General features: G+C 37.6%; 13 protein-coding genes and 1 other annotated feature. All 13 genes read right to left on the bottom strand.

From position 1 onward, the window contains the following. Positions 1-27 precede the first annotated feature (27 nt). The gene (locus J1C91_RS06190) at positions 28-240 is read right to left on the bottom strand and encodes a hypothetical protein (protein ID WP_002912368.1); all 213 of its coding nucleotides are present in this window, start codon (positions 238-240) and stop codon (positions 28-30) included. A gap of 22 nt (positions 241-262) precedes the next feature. Then, on the bottom strand, positions 263-418 hold the full coding sequence (locus J1C91_RS06195; protein ID WP_002912367.1) for a hypothetical protein: 156 nt from the start codon (positions 416-418) through the stop codon (positions 263-265). A 220-nt stretch (positions 419-638) separates the two neighbouring features. After that, positions 639-6,383 carry a ZmpA/ZmpB/ZmpC family metallo-endopeptidase gene (locus J1C91_RS06200; RefSeq protein WP_125438737.1) on the bottom strand — a complete coding sequence of 1,915 codons (5,745 nt, stop codon included), beginning with the start codon at positions 6,381-6,383 and terminating at the stop codon, positions 639-641. 202 nt (positions 6,384-6,585) lie between these two features. Beyond that, a complete protein-coding gene (locus J1C91_RS06205) occupies positions 6,586-6,990 on the bottom strand; it encodes an SMI1/KNR4 family protein (RefSeq protein WP_002909811.1) in 405 nt (134 codons plus the stop codon). Further along, positions 6,990-7,589, bottom strand: coding sequence for an HNH/ENDO VII family nuclease (locus J1C91_RS06210; RefSeq protein WP_032912456.1), 600 nt, complete (start codon positions 7,587-7,589; stop codon positions 6,990-6,992). The genes J1C91_RS06205 and J1C91_RS06210 overlap by 1 nt, the downstream gene beginning before the upstream one ends. Beyond that, positions 7,562-10,951 (bottom strand): ATP-binding protein, encoded by a 3,390-nt coding sequence (locus J1C91_RS06215; RefSeq protein ID WP_002909814.1) that lies wholly within the window; start codon positions 10,949-10,951, stop codon positions 7,562-7,564. The genes J1C91_RS06210 and J1C91_RS06215 overlap by 28 nt, the downstream gene beginning before the upstream one ends. 27 nt (positions 10,952-10,978) lie before the next feature. Then, positions 10,979-13,447 (bottom strand): dynamin family protein, encoded by a 2,469-nt coding sequence (locus J1C91_RS06220; protein WP_002909816.1) that lies wholly within the window; start codon positions 13,445-13,447, stop codon positions 10,979-10,981. 140 nt (positions 13,448-13,587) lie between these two features. Further along, positions 13,588-13,956 (bottom strand): 50S ribosomal protein L7/L12, encoded by a 369-nt coding sequence (gene rplL, locus J1C91_RS06225; protein WP_002900419.1) that lies wholly within the window; start codon positions 13,954-13,956, stop codon positions 13,588-13,590. A 72-nt stretch (positions 13,957-14,028) separates the two neighbouring features. Continuing rightward, positions 14,029-14,529: a 50S ribosomal protein L10 gene (rplJ, locus tag J1C91_RS06230; RefSeq protein ID WP_002897628.1), complete on the bottom strand. Its 501-nt coding sequence runs from the start codon at positions 14,527-14,529 to the stop codon at positions 14,029-14,031. Between the two features lie 37 nt (positions 14,530-14,566). After that, positions 14,567-14,702 (bottom strand) — a sequence feature (ribosomal protein L10 leader region). 90 nt (positions 14,703-14,792) lie between these two features. Then, on the bottom strand, positions 14,793-15,449 hold the full coding sequence (locus tag J1C91_RS06235; RefSeq protein WP_002909817.1) for a hypothetical protein: 657 nt from the start codon (positions 15,447-15,449) through the stop codon (positions 14,793-14,795). Positions 15,450-15,555: 106 nt separating this feature from the next. Then, positions 15,556-15,897, bottom strand: coding sequence for a hypothetical protein (locus J1C91_RS06240; protein ID WP_002906630.1), 342 nt, complete (start codon positions 15,895-15,897; stop codon positions 15,556-15,558). Between the two features lie 237 nt (positions 15,898-16,134). After that, on the bottom strand, positions 16,135-16,932 hold the full coding sequence (locus J1C91_RS06245; RefSeq protein ID WP_002909818.1) for a formate/nitrite transporter family protein: 798 nt from the start codon (positions 16,930-16,932) through the stop codon (positions 16,135-16,137). Positions 16,933-17,045: 113 nt separating this feature from the next. Next, entirely contained in the window at positions 17,046-17,993 is a 948-nt protein-coding gene (mmuM, locus tag J1C91_RS06250) for a homocysteine S-methyltransferase (protein WP_125438743.1), read from the bottom strand. Positions 17,994-18,001: the final 8 nt, after the last annotated feature.

An 18,001-nucleotide genomic window follows, 5' to 3' on the forward strand; every position in this document is an offset into this window, starting at 1 on the left:
AATATATGAAAGAGCGTAAAGGTCATTTCATGCTTTTTTCTGCTTATCATCAGCCTCATAAATGACTGTCAATAGTAAACTGCCCGAAAGCAGACCCGCAACTGTTTTAATGGTGTCTCCCATAAGAGGAATATGGTAGACATGAGCCAAAACAAGATTTGAAAAAATCAATAAAAACAGAGATAAAAGAGCAAAAAGACTGATTCCTCTTAAAATCCTAGTTATAACATTTCTTGACATAAGAACACTTCCTCTCAATACTCTAATGGCTCAAATAATAGGTAATCTGGCCAGCGTACTCACCCAGATGATAGATTAGCTGGGCAAGAATAAATATAGCTGCTATGACAAAGAGAATATCAACTACACGCAAAGTATCACTATTTTGCTTAACAAGTGAATGATGGTCATCCATCATAATACACCTTCTTTCCTTACAATTCTAATGCTATTCTGACATCATTATAGCATAAAAAATGAAAACGTGTACATTGTATGACAAAAAAGAACCTAGTTTTCACTAGGTTCCTAATTTCTTATCTGCAAGAAGGTCTGAATCTAAGAGTAATTCAAGCACTTACCCAGCATCAACTTGTCAGACTTGCCATTTTACAGACTGGTTGACCGGCTCAAATCCATCACTTCTGATTTTCAAAGATTGATTTTCTGAAATCATTGGTTTGATCGAGGTAAGCTTTGAAGACTGCTTTTTTCAGCTTATGGACAGCGCTGTCATGTTCTGCTTTATAGCCACTCCAAGAATACCAATTATCATTGGCATCTTTGAGAACGGCTTCATCCATCAAGGTTTGCAACTCTTCTACAGTACTTATAGTCTTAGTAGCATAACTTGTCCATGGTTGTCTCATATCATCAAATGTGACCTTGTTCAGGCTGTCGAACTTGTTTTTACGTTCTTCATACATAGCCTTCTTAAACTCAGTCCAATTATTAAACTGACCATTGAAGACCTTACGTAAAACCAAGTCATCTGTTACCAGACCTCTGGTCTTACCGTAGATACTGATTGTTTTCCCGTTTTGCTTAGCATCATCTTCATACTGATTAGAGATATAAGGGACCATACCATCTTTGAAGCCCTTGGCTGCCAGAAGCTCATAAGCCATACGCCGTCCCATAAGATCTCCTGGTGTTCCTTTTTCACTGCTTAATGCCGAATAAATCGGAGAGAAGAGTTTAATTGTCTGGTAGCCATTTCTTTCTACATCACCATTTTTGTACTCACGCGCTGAAAGAATATCATTTTCAATGAGACTGTCGAATGAGTTTAATTTTTGCGCATCCGCCATTGTAATATTTTTTATCACATTGGTTGCGCAAACATCATTTCCATCAGCATCTCGGACATATTTATTCTCGATTTTTCTTAGCGCGTTTACTTTCTGCACATCGGACAGGCGGTTCACGATTGACATACCTTCTAGGTACTCCAACATATAAATGACATCAAACATATTGTGAACATAGTTTTTCAAATCATCCGCATTTTGGAAACGTTCAGTTGGATCAAGGACTTGCAAACGAGATTTTTCAGTCGCATCATTCTTGTCATATTTGAGAATTGAGTTGACCGTGATTGTCGCATCATCTGGATGGTCAGGTGCTTGTAACAAGCCCTTGGCAAAGAATTCTGGACCCAGTCCGCTTCTTCTTCCATATCCGCCTAAATAGATCTCATTATCAGAATCATGCGTCATTTCATGGGTATAGGTAATAGCTCCGTCCTTGTCCAGCATCCGATAGCCCATGTAGTAAACACCGTCACCAGTAGCATAAGCTCCATGTTTGTTGTGTACGACCTTGTTTCCAACTGGCCCAAAGAAATACTTCATAGCTGGATTAGAACTGTCAAATTGCGCCTCCGCTGTAGCCTTGCCAACAGTAGTATCATCTCCGAACTTATAGGCATCATAGAGCAAGATATTTCGATAGAGCTTTTCACGGCCTTTTTCGTCTAATATCCGATACCAATAATCATAATGATCACGTTGCCGTTTTGCGGTTTCCTGAGCATTATCCTCAACAAACTTATTGAGTTCTGCTCCTGCTTTGTGCTCCTTATTTCTATATCTGTCATAGGCACCAAAACCAAGACTGGATATGGTTGATATGACAAAGACCGATCTTTCAGGCATTGTCAGCAAAGGTAGAACCATATTTCGGTATTTCCAAGTTTCGCTGGTAATTCGATCATATACCCCGATAGAATACTTGCTACCAGCCTGCTCTTGTTTGACCCTCACCTCATCAATAGCTGATTTTTCTTCAACGATATAAGCCTTGGTTTGCTCTTTGAACCATTGATTATTTGTTTTGTTTGGTAAAAATACTTCTCGGTAATTGGCAAGCGTGCTGAACAAATCTTTTGTTGCATTATTGTTTGCAAGGCTGATACTATAAGCATCTACGTTGTTCTTAGCCAAAAGATTGTTATAGCCTGATTTACCTAATTCAATGATCGTGTCTAGCGGTGATGCATTGCCCTTACCAAAGAAATCCATGTGGTACATGACTAAGTCTTTGATATTCAAGTCACCATAGTTAAAGTTGTACCAGCGCTCTAAATAGGTCAACCCTAGAAGCAAGGCTTCCTTATTGCGTTTGATTTTATCTACGACGTAACCATTAATCGTTTGATTTTCGCTAGCAATGACTGCATCAGCAGACAACAGTTTTTCCAGTGTATTTGCTAGATTTTCCTTTGTTTTGGCAAACTGCTCTTCTAAGTATAATTCCGTCAGTGAAACTCCTGAAGAAATACCTAAGGTGTTTCTGATAGCCTCTGATTGATAATCGACCGCTCTCAAATCAGGTAAAACTTCATTGATGATCGAACTATGACTATGCAAGAATTGATTTGGTGTATAGATGAGACCTGTATCGCCCACACGATATTCTGCTAACTTACTAAAGTCAGATTGGTAGGTGAGATCTAGCTTTTCAGATGAATGATCCTTATAGTGCAGCAAGAGCTTATTAGCTGCCTCTTTATGCAAAGCGATATCTGTAATCACTTCATTATCCTTCATCATGACTGCAGATAAGACTTCTTTTTCAAACAAGGCGCTATCTTCTTTTACTAGATTACCGTATTTGACAATGGTTGCCTTATCATAAAACGGCAGTAATTTTTCAATATTCTTATATGCTAAAGCTCGACTAGCTTGATAGTCTTCAACCTTAGAAAAATCACTTTCTTTATTAGTGCTAGTCAGCAAGGTTTCAACAGTCGGTACAGCAAGAGAGTTGATTTCAGATTTCTTACTTGCGATTTGAGAAGCATCAAGGATTGTTCCTCTCTCTTCGAGAGATTCCTTGGTGACAACTTCATCTTTTTCAAGAGTCACTTTGTAGACTCTGTTGTCTTTGTTGCTATATGAGTCAGTTATCCTCATTCCTCGATAGTGATAGCCACTAATCGCATTCCCATTCATAACATTGACATCACTAAGAACATTATGCAATCTTCCAGCATGTCTCTCTTCATTAGAATCTCTATCCCACAAGTAGCCAGCCACACCAGCAACACTTCCAAAGCGTTTCACATTATTAATGTTGCCCTCAGCATAACTATTACTGATAAGTGCATCTTTCTCGACAAGACCTGCAAGACCACCGACAGTTTGATTTGTACTATCCGCATTTGATGAGATGGTAATCAAAGCTTTTGACTTATCAACTACTGCATTGATGCCAGTCAATTGACCTACTAATCCTCCGATATTGTATGGTGCCCTCGTTTCATAAGAGTTGACAATTCTTCCCTTGAAACTACTATTTGTAATCTTAGAATTATCAGCCTTCCACACCAAGCCACCAATGCCACGTTCGCCAGCCAGAACACCGTCTACATGAACATTGTTAATCCTTGTTGCATTATTGACTTCATTTGCAAGGGCCCCAATATCAGTTTTCCCTGAGATATTTACATCTTTAAGAGCCAGATTTTCTACAGTAGCAGCGCTCAAAGTGTCAAATAAAGGCTTCTTCAAGTTATAGATAGCATAATTTTTTCCATCTTTGCTGCCAATCAGTTTACCAGTGAATGTCCCATTGATATAACTGCTAGACCCATTTTCTAGTTCAATCTCATTAGCATTCAAACTAGCTCCTAAATAATAAGTTCCGCCAAGATTATTATTTATAGCTTGAACCAGGTTACTAAAGGACGTAAAGTTTGTAACTTCTTTCTCTGCCTTTTTGGCAAGGTAAAAAGTATAGTTGTCCTCGTACTTATTGTCAACGTCCTGTTTTAATTTCTCAGCACTTGCTGTAATTTTATAAACTGGCTGACCATCTTTCGTGCTATCAACTATTGAAGAAATCGGCAAGAAGACATCTTTAAATTTAGAAGATTTTACTTTCACGAAATAATTCTCATGATTGCTTGGAATAGCATCTAGAGAAACGTGCTGTTTGTATTTTCCATCAGTTAGACTATACAACTCCACGTCAGATACATTTCTTAACTCGATATTCTTTTCGGGTTCTTGCTTCTGCTCTTTAGGCACTTGAGCTTTTTCAGTAGGATTTTCCGCTTCTGGCGTTGCTGGTTCGATGTTTCCAGTATACTCTTGAGGAGCTTCTACCTGCTCAGGCTCAACAATCGCTCTAGCTTGAGTTCCTGTGTACTCCGGCAATGGAGTAACTTGTTCAGGTGCTACTATTGCTCCTGCTTGAACGTCTGTATACTCTGGCAATGGAGTCACTTGTTCGGGTGCCACTACTGCACCGGATTGAACGCCTGTATATTCAGGCGATGGGGTGACTTGTTCAGGTTCAATTACCGCACCGGATTGCGTTCCTGTGTATTCAGGTAACGGTGTGACTTGTTCGGGGGCCACTACTGCACCGGCTTGAACTCCTGTATATTCAGGTAACGGTGTGACTTGTTCGGGTGCTACTACTGCACCTGTTTGAGTTCCCGTATACTCTGGCAATGAAGTCGTTTGTTCAGCTTCTACTATGGCCCCAGATTGGACGCCTGTGTACTCCGGCAATGAAGTCACTTGCGTGGGTTCGACAATTGCACCGGATTGCGTTCCTGTGTATTCTGGCAATGGAGCTACTTGTTCGGGTGACACTACCGCGCCTGCTTGAGTTCCTGTGTATTCAGGTAAGGGCGTCACTTGCTCAGGTTCTACTATCGCACCGGATTGGACACCTCCAATCTCCGGTTCAATTTGTTCAGGCTCAACGATGGCTCCAGATAGTGTACCTGAATACTCAGGCAAAGAAGCCACCTGCTCGGGCTCAACGATTGCACCAGATTGGACACCTGTGTACTCTGGTAAGGGAGCAACTTGCTCAGGTTGAACCAAGTTAGAAGTTACTGGTTTTTCGCTAGGCGCTTCAAGCTTTTTAGTACCTTTTTCCACTATTTTAGGAGACGCTTCCTCTATTTTAGTCGAAAGAACCTCTCTTGAAACTTCCTCATTATCTACCGTAAAAATTCGAACGACTTCAATTTTACGGCCTCGTTTGCCTTCTTGTTTTACTCTTACAGTACCTTCGGCTAAATCAGGATTCTCTTGTATTTGTTCTCCAAAGGCTATCTCAGTTTCAACGATCTCTTCTTTGTATAATAGTTCAGGCTTAGCTACTCGGCCAGACAAGACTTCATCTTGAGGCTCAATTGTATTGACGCCAAGCGTTTGATTTTTCAGCCCATTCTTATCAAAAGAAACAGAATAATCTAACTTCTTATTTTGGTTTAAAACTTCTTTATCTAGATTAGCATTTTGCTGACTATCAAGAATCTTATTGTCTAATAATTTTTTAATCGATTCATCTTTTATGTAGCCAACATAGGTATAGCCAGAGATTTCACTTGGTGACGGCAGACTATCCCCAGCCGACACTTGATATTCGGCATTATACTGTAGCAAGATCCCATTTTCCAGCGCATCGACAGATAGTATCAAGCCTCCTCCGACACCAGCACCCACCAAAACAGTCAAGAGGAACTTACTTTGAACCTTTCTTTTTGACACAACAAAAACAACTAATCCTATCGTCGTTAACAGACCAGCCGTCATCATAGTATTTGAATTGTTATTGTCGCCTGTATTCGGTAACGTTTTTGCTCCAACATTTGAATTTAACCTGTAGACAAGATAGTAAGTCTCCTCATTTCCTTCTGACATTTTAGGAAATCCACTTACAATCAACTCCTTTTCTTGCGGAGTTATTTCAGTATCTGTCACGTATTTATATTGTACATTCAACTTTTCCTGCGCTTGAACAGAGTCAACCCCAACGATAGACACAAAAAACAAACTAGAAATAGCAGCCGAAACAAGCCCGACAGCTAATTTCCTAAAAGCAAAACGGGTTTGCTTCTCCCCCAAAAACTTTTTCATTAAAATCCCTTTCAAATTATTCTAAAAAGAATAACAAATCCTTTAACTAGAGAATGAGCAACAGTAAGCCATTGCATTCATTCATCTGAATCCCACTAATAGTACAAACTAGAGCTTCCATATAACATATAAAAACAACGTATGTTTTTAAATTAAAATATAGAGCCTTTATCCCCCTAAATAATTGAAGTATCAAAAAAATCTACTCTTTTCTTGCAACACACTCCTTTAAGTATTCGGACATATTGGAATAAAGTTTTTTACATGAGCCATATTGCCATTCAAAGACAGAACCGTTAGTATCTAACAAAATTAGGATTCCATCAAATCCCAAATCTTCCAAAATAAACATATTTACTGGAAAGTCCGGATATATTTCACGTGCCTCTAGCGTTGATTTTACAACATTCAGATATTCCGGTCCGTTCAAACCTTGCCATTCTGTTCCAAAGAAATTTACTACTCCGAACTCTCTTAAATAATCAATATAGTCTGTAGAAAATTTTATTGTAAGCTTATTTTGAGCCTTTAAAATTTGTTCATCGTTCGCACCTTTGGTAGCTTCTAATCCTGAGATCAGTTTCAATTCATCGCTAATTTTTGACATTATATTTCTTCTCCTCTCATTTTCCAATAATTTGCTTTTTCTTTTGCAAAGGCACTTCTATCAATTTGTGATGTTTGTGGAGGTACTTCGTGTAATAGTCTGTAATTCCCCTTATGCTCATCATGAGTTAATTCAGCTAAAGGGGAATCTTGTTTCTGTCCTATGTGATGAAGCTCAACTGGCTTGCCATCCATTAATGGAGCTTTTCCCTCAAGCATACGCTCTTTATTAGTTTTTCCGAATTCATCCGTTATTTTATAGTCAATATCTATTCTTTGGAAACAGGCTCGGCCATTTACATCTTTTTCGATTACATTTAATCCTTTATAAACAGCAGCCTCTTCTTTCCAGCGGATATTATCAACAATACTCTCTGACCACCCTGTCTCAGTTTTTAACTCTTGCTTATCGTGCTGGTTAAGCGGAGTTTTTTCGTGAAGAGCTGACTCTTCACCTTTTAATTCAGATTCCCTATTTACTTCTAGCCTTTGATTAGGATTAAAAGAAGAATGCTCATTTTCTATTTTCGTCATACTATGCTTTAAATCAGACTGGTTTGTTCTTTCAATACTCATAATAAACCTCCCTGTTGTTTCCATTCTTCTAAACCAGCATCGTTATTTAGCTCGTGAACATATAGCTGTGTTAAAATTGCTTGAATAATATTTAATTGCTCTTGCTGAGTGATTGGTCCATCTACTAGCCCATTGAACTCATTAATGACTTCATCGGTAATAGTTCTTTTATCCTTACTCTTTTGATTTGCTTCTCGCGCCTTTTCTAACAGGCTCGGATAAAACTCCGAAATAATTGGAGCAACCTGAAGCATCTTTACCTCGTAAATAGCCTCATCAAGATACCTTAAAATTTTATGAATAGATTTGCCACTGATAGGAGCTCCAAACAAATCATCTCTTAGTTTTTCAATATCTATATTCTCTATCTTTTCATTTCCGGTCAAAAATTTACTGATTCTCAAATAAACATCTGAATAAAATTTTGATTCAGTCAGTGATTCTTGGCTATATCGATAACTTTCGAGACTGCTATCATACTTCTCCACCTTGCACAAGACCGGCTGAATCCATTCATTTTGATAAACAGCTGCAACACCTTTCGGTAATTTCGCCAATTCCAAAATTTGGTCATCATTTAGATTTGCAGATCTACCAACTAGATCTCGATCGGTGAAATCAGGAAGACGCATTACAATTTTAGTATTGGTATTACGGATAACAGATAAATCTAGAAGTCCTGGTGCTTGATCAGCTATAATAAAGCCTTCTCCATAAGTACGCATTTCTGCAATAGCATTAGCAAGCATCTCAACACTTTTTCCAAGAAGATTGCTTGATTCTGAAAACTGTTCAGTTGAAGTTCTTTTTAATAGGTTATGGGCCTCTTCCAAGACTGTAAGGTGACGAAGTGGAGAATCCATCTCTGCTTGAGACATTCTATATTCTTGCAATTTTAAGACTAATATTCCCATTATTAATGATTTAGCCTCACTAGAACCAATCCGACTTAGGTCTATAATCACATTTGAATCAAATAATTGCTGCTCAGATAGTTCATCTTGAGAAAAAATGATTCCATTTATACCATTTGTTAAAGATTCAATTCTAGTCAATAAAGAACCTTTATAAGCGCCTTTATTTTCGCTATCGTACTCACTTGAGTCAATAATTTCTTTTATATTTTCAGCAACATCTCCAAATGTTGGATAAATTGTACCATAAGAATTTCTTGATTGAATCAAGTCCCATCCACAATCCATGTACGACTTTTCAACTGCTTTTTTTAAGACCGTTGGCATAGCAGCATACATAGGCCAACATACATTGAAAATTTCAATTAAACGATCCAGATGTTCTAAAATATGAATTTCCTTAGAAAAACTAAAAGGGTTCAATCTGAGCAAAGGAGTTAATTTCGGATTCGTGCCATATACTGCTACATCCTTTTCCTGACCAAAGACATGTTTATACTCCCCTTTTGCAGGCTCTACGACTAGAAATTTAACATTATTTTCCCTTGCTTCGCTTAAAAGCTGGTAAATAGTATTACTCTTACCAGATCCTGTGCTCCCTGTTATAAAAGCATGGGACGTTAAAGAATTCAAAGATAAATCTACCGAAACTCTTTCCTCGCGGTTCATATGAAAAATATTTCCTAAACTGATGTTTTGCTCAGATTTATCATCCAAATCATAAGAAACAATATTTCGACCAAATTCTGTACATTCTATAATAGGCAGACCTGGAATAGATTTTTGAGGAAAATTCAAAGAATAAGCTAATTCTTGACCAGACAAAGGAACAGTAGGAGTAACTAAAGATGGATAGACATAATAAGTCGCATCATTTTCTAAAACACTAGGATTCAATGCAAATATTGGATGTCGCAAATCCCTCAAATAGTGAACAATTTCTCGAGTATCGGCACTACTCTCTCCCATATCACCACGCCACAGATTAACGGATGATTTACTCATATAGGACTCTTCTCCCTGAGTCAGAGCTAGGTAAGTATGAGCTACATTATTAGCGATATTTTGGTCTTCGCTAAGTACATAAGCAGCAAACTCCCACATGCCCAGAGCAGTTCCTTTTTCATATCGTTTCATCTGCTCATCCAAAACAGACAATGCATGATGAATATTATGGTTCGTAAAGAACTGATTAATCCCTTCATTCTTACCAACCGTAGCTGTTACATTTGAGGCACGGGCAAAATTTGCTCCGATGTTAGAACCGAAATTCACAGCCCGAGAAACTCCCGCCGTCTTCCCCAAAGTTTCGGAGATAGCTCTACCAGCAGTTTTAGTAACAGCTTTTCCTATTGTCTTAGCGAAGGTTTTACCAGTTGAATCGGAAACAGAAGTACCTCTATTCCAAGAATGGTTATATTCAGCATGTGCTATATAATTCGCTCCTCCGCCAACAGTATCCGATGAACCTTTGTTGCTACCACTAGTATGACTGCTGTTAGTTCCGTCAGTCTGACCACTTGAATCTGTCGTTGAATCTCCGCTAGACTGAGTCTTCCCTAAGGATTGGTTAGTAGACTGACTTTGGCCGTGTTGAATCCCAGCACTAGCTCCAATATTAACTCCGAAAGTTGCCATGGAAGTCGTTGCGTCAGATTCAGTGAAAGTGTAGCTAGTCTGCCATTTCTCGAAAGGAGCTAAAGCAGAATATAATTCAGAAAGCCGCAACTTGCGATTTTCTACATCCTGAATCGGACTCGCCAAAAGAATCAAGCTATAGTCTTGACTGGGTCCCTCAGGAATGATACCGTCAATCAATTTTTCAATTGTTTGGCTAATAAACTTTTCAGATTTCGCAGTTGGAAGGTTAGATACTGTTGCTACAGAGTATGATTTTTGATTATTCAAGCAAGGAATACGCCCGCGACCAATCTCTTCTTTGACTGTTGAACCAGGGAAATTTCCTTTTATAGCTTCTAGAAGTCGCTTTTTATAATTCTCAACATTGACATTATCATTGGCATTCTCAGTGTTAATTACTGCTAGATAGACTTTCGTATCATTCTCTGTACGATGAAAGACTAGAGCAATATTGCAGCGTTCATTAGAAAGTACTTCATAGACATTTACTAATTTTTCCAGACTATTTTCTCGCTTATCTGTAACCCATTTCGTTATATTAAAATAACGGACATTATATGCTGGATTGAAATCTTCGTTATATTCAGCAGAATTTTCCAAAGGAACATACAGCTCTTTTATCTGTTCTAAATAAGAGTTAAACACCTCAACGCCACATGACGCCAATAGTCTGCCAGTAAATTCCTCATCACTAATATCTGGTTGATCTGCAAGATATTTTTCCTTTTGCTCCTCGACAGCCTTTAGCTGCTCTGGACTCAAGGCAGATAATTTTGCTAATTTGTCTGCAGCTTTAGCTCCAGCCTTATTGATTAAATTTTTTATTCCCATAACTTTTCCCTCGAACTACATCTCCACTTATTTCCAAGATATCATCCGCTTGATTTCATTTACATAAGTTTTAATCTGCTTTTGCTGCTCTTCAAGACTGTAAATTTCTTTAATAACCTTTTGAATTCTCTGATCCAATTCCTTCAGTTCCGGACTAAATTCAATAATATTGCTTTTGATAAGACTTCCCAAATCCCGCATCCAATTGTTAAATTTACGTTCGTGTTCTGAGCGAAGACTTTCACTGAACTCAGTCAATTTAGCTTTAAATTCTTTATTATAAGTATTAGTCAGACCTGAAATATTTATTTTATTTGATTTTAATCGATAGTCACCAATTCTAAAAATGTAACTTAATTCATCTCTATTAAATTTGCCTAAATCAAATTGATTAAAATCTATTTCTTCATAAGAAATAATGATTTCCGAAATAGCTTTTCTTTTCTCTGGCTGAATATCCAAATCGCCTGAAATAACCTTCTCCAATTGTTTTCGAACATCAGCTGTGGCATTAACCCAAAATTCTTTTGAAAATTGGTTGAAATGCTCCTTTGCCATAACCAACTTTTCACTAAACTCTTGCTTGATAATATTAAGAACTTCTGCTGAAGCCTGTTCTTCAAGCTTTCTTCGTCTATCTTCACCTAACTTATAATTATTAAATGAATCTTCTATATGCCCTTTCAATTTTGAAAAGACATCTGATCCTGAATGAATATCATCAACAATCACTTCAGGATATTCAAGAGCTATCTGTTCATAGGAATCCTTATACAGAGATTCTGCTCTTTCCTTTTTCAAATTCTTGGTCAAGCTTTGTAAATAACTCAGCATTTCCTCAGGGTATCGGCTAGTATAGTCTTCCCTTTCCTGAGATATGCTTTTATCAATTGTTTCAAGAATTTCAGATTTTTGAGAATCAAGTTTATTCTGTAACTCTACCTTGCGGCTACCCAATTCCTTATTTTTCTCTTCGATTTCTTTATCAGTAATACCAATCAATTGATTCAAAGTATCCCTGGCTTGTTGACACTTGTCGTAGTGAGAATATTTATTCACAAAACTCTTAATTGTATCTTCAATTGTTAATAATCCACTATTAGCATAGATTATGTTAGAATTGGATTCTGCAGTCTCAACCATTGAAGAAATCATCTGCCTAGGGAGAATATTAAAATCAAACAATCTCTTGTAATAATCGTTTTCTGGATCTGAATATTTAGCTTTATAAGTATTGAATAATTCTGAGTAGAATTCTCCCTTAAGATTCCCATCCAATTTAGCCCCTAAACCAAGTATGGATGAAACATAAAATATCCCTTGAGCATACAGTTCGCGCGGTATCGATTGATTCATAATTTTTTGTTTAAAAGATTCTTTTTTAAATCTTCTCAAGCTAATATCTGCAGTTTCTGCTTTATTTACTACAATCATAGTAAAACGACTGTCTAAACCTGCAACTTTCTTTAACTTATCTTTTAAATTATCATTATCTGTACTGTCCATCGAACTGCTATCTGTCACAAAAATAGGAAGACCATTAGACATCCCTTTCATGGCCTTATCCAAAACATCTGAATGTTGTAAATTAGTAGAAGAATTTGAACCCGGAGTATCAAAAATAGCAATTTTATAATTTATATCATCCAGAGTACTTCTGCCAAAAGGTACTTCTATCTCAATCAAATCTCCTATTTCAGAATCTGAAATATCATTCAATTCCTCTAAAACTAAACGTACCTTTTCAATAATTGAAGCCGGCTTCTCCTCATCTAAAGCCTCTTTGATTGATGTTAATAATTCTTCCCCATCAGTCAAACCATCCACGACTAACTGATAATCTCGAAATTGAATTTTAGCATCTTTTCCTTTAAATGTAATCCTGATACTTGCCCTATCATCATGAGGTGTGGAAGATATTTTGTAAACTTTTGCTGTGACAGGTGTTTCAGCACTTGGTAATAATTCGGAACCAATTAAAGAATTAATAAACGTTGATTTACCGGCACTATAAGTTCCTAAAACACAAATTGGAACAATATCATTAGAAGCATCTGAAAACCTCTTTAATTGTTGCTGTATCTCGCCACTCTCATCCTCAATGTTTTTTGTTATTAAAGGATCTAATTTTTGAAAAATCCGATTTATTTCAGGCAAAACATCTCTAGCATTTTCTAGATAATTTTCTGATTTTTCGAGTTGAATATTCTCAAACTTAATATCCGTAACCAAACGTTCTAGTTCTTGATACTCATCATCACTACCTGAAAAACAGATAGACAGTACATCATCGGGATTAGAATATTCAGTAATTATCTGATTTATAATCTCATAAACTTTAAAAGGAAAAAATCCAATTTGATACTCACTACTAATCAGTTTGCTATTAGAATTACTATCTTCGTCAATAGATGTCCATGAATTCAGCTGATTATTCCAACGCTCAAATAAAACCCTTTTTTCATAAGGATTGCTGATGATTTTTATCTTATTCATAATATCTCCTAAATCGCAATAATCTGTCTAAATTATATCATAGAATCCTATTTTTTGTTAGCGTTTTAACATAAAAATGATTTTTGGATACAAAAAACCAAGTCTTTCGACTTGGTTGATTTCTATGATTGGAAACTCTATTATTTAAGAGTAACTGAAGCTCCAGCTTCTTCCAATTTAGCTTTAAGTTCTTCAGCTTCTGCTGCAGCAACGCCTTCTTTGATAACGTTTGGTGCACCATCAACAAGTTCTTTAGCTTCTTTAAGGCCAAGACCAGTGATTTCACGTACAACTTTGATAACGCCGACTTTCTTGTCGCCAGCAGCAGTCAATTCGATATCGAATGAATCTTTAGCAGCGGCAGCTTCACCAGCACCAGCAGCAGCTACAGCTACAGGAGCAGCTGCAGTTACACCAAATTCTTCTTCGATAGCTTTTACAAGGTCGTTCAATTCAAGGATTGAAGCTTCTTTAATTTCAGCAATAATGTTTTCAATGTTCAATGCCATTGTTATTTCCTCCAAATAATTTTTAAATTTATAATATTTTTTCGTAGCTAGGCCACGCTGCGTAGCTTAAGATTAAGCTGCGTCTTCTTTGTTGTCTGCAACTGCTTTGACAGCAAGTGCAACGTTGCGAACTGGCGCTTGAAGTACAGAAAGGAGCATAGAAAGAAGTCCTTCGCGGTTTGGAAGAGTTGCAAGTGCAAGAATCTCTTCTTTTGATGCGACAGCGCCTTCAATTGCACCACCTTTGATTTCAAGTGCATCAGCGTTCTTAGCAAAGTCGTTCAAGATTTTCGCTGGAGCAACAACATCTTCGTTAGAAAATGCTACTGCAGATGGTCCAACAAAAACAGATGCCAGGTCTTCAAGTCCAGCTTTTTCAGCTGCACGACGCAAGATTGAGTTTTTGATAACTTTGTACTCAACTTCGCTTCCACGAAGCTCACGACGAAGAACGGTATCTTGCTCAACAGTCAAACCACGAGCGTCAACAACGACGATAGATGCAGCAGCTTTCATTTTCTCAGCAACTGCGTCAACCAGTTCCGCTTTTTTAGCAATAATAGCTTCACTCATTTAGTGTTTCACCTCCGTAATTATTTTGCTTGGGGAATTTTCCAAAAGAAAAACGCGCCCAAACCTAGACACGAAAGTACAATACGCTTCTTTTTACATGATACGTTTTGTCCTCGGTAGGATCTTTATGAGTCGAGCTCCCCTACTGTCTTAGGCAGTTTTTTCAAACCATTGATAATTATAGCAAAAGAAAAAAAAGATTGCAAGCTTTTTATACAATCTTTTTAAATTTAGTCATTATTTTCTGCAAATCGCTTACTTGACTAATATCTACTTCTTTCCCTTAGTCGAAAGTCGAAAGTTTCGAGTTCAATATAATCAAAGTTCTCTCTTATATAATCAAATAAGGCATCTTTATGAGCATTCTGATTCATTCCAATAAACTTTCGCAACTCATCTGTCCGGAGTTCAGATTCACTGCCATCAAGGTACCATGCAGAAAAATGAACTCGTCTTACCTCACGAAAACGGGAAAGACGAAAAACAGACGCCTTCATAAATGCACCTATCTTAGAACATTCTGGTAGGTAGACAATATCAAATGTCCTGTAACAAATGAGATGATCGCCATGAACCAAAACTTGCAAATCTTTGTCAAGGTAGTCCGCATCGTTGAGATAGTCCCAGCTATCTTCAAGCTCAGGGTAACAACCTCTCAATTCCTGAATATTGCTGTTTAACAGAAGATTATTTTTTATCATTCTATAGATAGACTCGACTAAACTCATATGGATCCAAATAAAGAAAAGAATAAACATAAAATTATCACGAATCATATCTAGCCAAAATGATAATCCTTCTTTTAATGTATAATAAATAAAACTACACGAATATAAACCAAAGAAGATAGCACTTATTACTGGACCAATCATCATCAAAATTCTAGCTCTAAGCGGCGAAAACTCAAATCTTTTTCCCACTTCCCACAGTTCCTCCTAAACTCAATTCTTTATCTCCTTTTATATCGCATTCCCCCTCTTGTGTATGTAACTTTGTTTATCATAGAAAAAATTTATTCCAGTAGTTTTATGGCATATTAGGAAAAGTCTTTTTAAGTAGACTTCTGCTTTCTTCATCTGCAGGCAGCCATCCATCTTTGAAAACACGATCTTTTATCCAAAAACGATTATAGAAAAAAGTCCAAAAGAAATTAAAGGCTGTTCCAGTTGGCTTTAACAAATCTTCTGGAATGAAAAGCACAGCAATAACAAGCAAAGCGCAGAAAGAACCTAAAATAATACCAAAGTATTTCCAGTCCTTTCGAAAAAGCGGGACAAAAAAACTAAATAGTAACGTTGTAATAGAGTAGGATGGTGACAAGGTTTTGACTTTTCTTCCATCTGGTGACTGAATAGTAATCTTATTCATAACATCTCCTTTTGATTACATAATATACCAAATTAATTTAACAAACTTCGATAATTCTGTCAACTGTTTTGCTTAGATATTAGAGATTGATAGGCAATGAACATTAAAAAAGAGACTAGAAAGTTAGTCAAAGATCGTACTAAAGAACTGAAAGGAATTTAAACTTGGTTTAAATTAGACCTTTAAAGTGTAAAATCCAAATATTTTTTCAAAAAAATACAGCCCCAAGGCTGCATTTTAATCTACGTAATGTTCTTCCTTTTTATTAAACCAAGCGTACGGCAAACCAATGAGTAGGCCACCACCGATGAGGTTACCGATAAAGGTTACGCCCCAGTGGCGTAGGATATTTCCAATACCAAAATTTTGCACTTCCGCTGCTGCTGAGCTGAATTTCACGATAGCAAAGGAAGCAAAGTTGGCTGCCAAGTGTTCGTTAGTCAGGAATACAAACATATAAATGGCTGATATAACTAAGAAGAGCTTAGCTGTACTATCCTTGACCAGAACGAAAGAAAGAATAGCAATATTAACAAAGATATTGGCTAAGACTCCCTCGAGCAAAATCAGCTCATTAGATCGAGCAAGCTTCATCTGCACAACACCAGAAATGAAACTATCTTTGCTAAGTCCCGCATAAGCAGCCGAGTTAGCAAAGAGCCAGCCGGCAATCAAGGCGCCAATCAGATTGAAAAAGGTACAATAAAGCAAAATCACCAAAGCTTTTTTCCAGTCAATCTTCTTCAAAAAGGTACCAGCAGTCAGAAACATCATGTTGGAAGTCACCAACTCTGCATTTAGAAAGACAATGTAAGCCAATCCCCAAGCAAAGATGAAAGGAAAGAGAAAACGCCCAGTTCCTGGAACAATCTTATTCGTCAAATCTGCCGCAATAGCTCCAGCACCAGTACTAAATGTTAGGAAAGCCCCAGCAAAGATGGAACGGACGGCGTACTTGGCCTTGCTTGTATCAAACAAAGCTTCTTTCTTGCGGCAAGCTGCTTCAATTTTAGGGATAAATGTCGATTCAGGCATAAAAAATTCTCCTATTAATTTAAACTATGTATAGTATATCACAAAGTTCTTGCTTTTGATAGCGTTTTCGAGAACCTTTTTAAATTTTCTAAAAAAGGATTGAAAATTTATTTTCAATCCTTTAATCCTTTTGCTAACTGAGCAATATCTTCTGGCCGTGTTCGGCAGCAACCACCAAAAAGACGCACTCCTTGATTTTGCCAAAGTTTACTATTTTCCAGCAAGCTCCGCTCCTGCTCTGGATCGTCGTGCCAAGTCTTGGTCAAGCCATTATAAGTTTCGCCAGAATTTGGATAGGTCAGAAAAGGTTTGTTGCACACTTGTCCAAGCCCATCTAATAGCGGAGCAATTAAATGTGGAGCTGTACAGTTAAAACCAACTGCCAAGACTTGTGAACTTTCTTGAGCCAAGTTTCCTAATTCCTCAATCTTAGTGCCATCTGATATGGCATTCTCCGACTGGGCAACAAAGGACAAATAGGCCTCAGCCTGCGGAAGTTCCTCAGCTAAAAGTCGGAGGATTGCTGCCGCTTCTGCCCCATTTGGAATGGTTTCAATAGCCAATAAATCACAGCCTACTTCTAACAAAGCTTGAATACGCGGACGGTGAAACTCTTGGAATTCTCCCTCGCTCAGCTGGTAGTCTCCCGTATACTCCGAACCATCAGCTAAATATGCAGCATAAGGCCCTACCGAGCCTGCAATCAGAGGATAGGGTCGCTGCTTTTGCTCTTCTGGAGATAATTCTTGCCAGACATTTTCGATTGCCTTTTGTGCTAAGAAGACTGTCTCTTTCAAAAGATCATAAGCCTTTTCAGGAGCCAGTCCTGCCTCAATAAATGCTGGAATGCTGGCCTGATAACTGGACGTAGTGATGATGTCACTGCCAGCTCTCACATAGCTTTCATGCACATCTTGAATAATCTGAGGCTGGTCTAATAGGTATTGAGCGGACCAAAGCTTACCAGATACATCATAACCCCGGCTTTCCAACTCTGTACCTAAGGCTCCATCTAAAATAATAATTTCTTGCTTGTCAAGCAAATCTTTAAATTTTCCCATGAAATACT

Source organism: Streptococcus sanguinis (genome assembly GCF_050222175.1).
Classification (GTDB): domain Bacteria; phylum Bacillota; class Bacilli; order Lactobacillales; family Streptococcaceae; genus Streptococcus; species Streptococcus sanguinis_M.

Bases quoted from the DNA above. Each gene is read 5' to 3' on its own strand.
- J1C91_RS06190 (WP_002912368.1), bottom strand. From the start codon at position 240: ATGTCAAGAAATGTTATAACTAGGATTTTAAGAGGAATCAGTCTTTTT.
- J1C91_RS06195 (WP_002912367.1), bottom strand. From the start codon at position 418: ATGATGGATGACCATCATTCACTTGTTAAGCAAAATAGTGATACTTTG.
- J1C91_RS06200 (WP_125438737.1), bottom strand. From the start codon at position 6,383: ATGAAAAAGTTTTTGGGGGAGAAGCAAACCCGTTTTGCTTTTAGGAAA.
- J1C91_RS06205 (WP_002909811.1), bottom strand. From the start codon at position 6,990: ATGTCAAAAATTAGCGATGAATTGAAACTGATCTCAGGATTAGAAGCT.
- J1C91_RS06210 (WP_032912456.1), bottom strand. From the start codon at position 7,589: ATGGAAACAACAGGGAGGTTTATTATGAGTATTGAAAGAACAAACCAG.
- J1C91_RS06215 (WP_002909814.1), bottom strand. From the start codon at position 10,951: ATGGGAATAAAAAATTTAATCAATAAGGCTGGAGCTAAAGCTGCAGAC.
- J1C91_RS06220 (WP_002909816.1), bottom strand. From the start codon at position 13,447: ATGAATAAGATAAAAATCATCAGCAATCCTTATGAAAAAAGGGTTTTA.
- rplL (WP_002900419.1), bottom strand. From the start codon at position 13,956: ATGGCATTGAACATTGAAAACATTATTGCTGAAATTAAAGAAGCTTCA.
- rplJ (WP_002897628.1), bottom strand. From the start codon at position 14,529: ATGAGTGAAGCTATTATTGCTAAAAAAGCGGAACTGGTTGACGCAGTT.
- J1C91_RS06240 (WP_002906630.1), bottom strand. From the start codon at position 15,897: ATGAATAAGATTACTATTCAGTCACCAGATGGAAGAAAAGTCAAAACC.
- J1C91_RS06245 (WP_002909818.1), bottom strand. From the start codon at position 16,932: ATGCCTGAATCGACATTTATCCCTAAAATTGAAGCAGCTTGCCGCAAG.
- mmuM (WP_125438743.1), bottom strand. From the start codon at position 17,993: ATGGGAAAATTTAAAGATTTGCTTGACAAGCAAGAAATTATTATTTTA.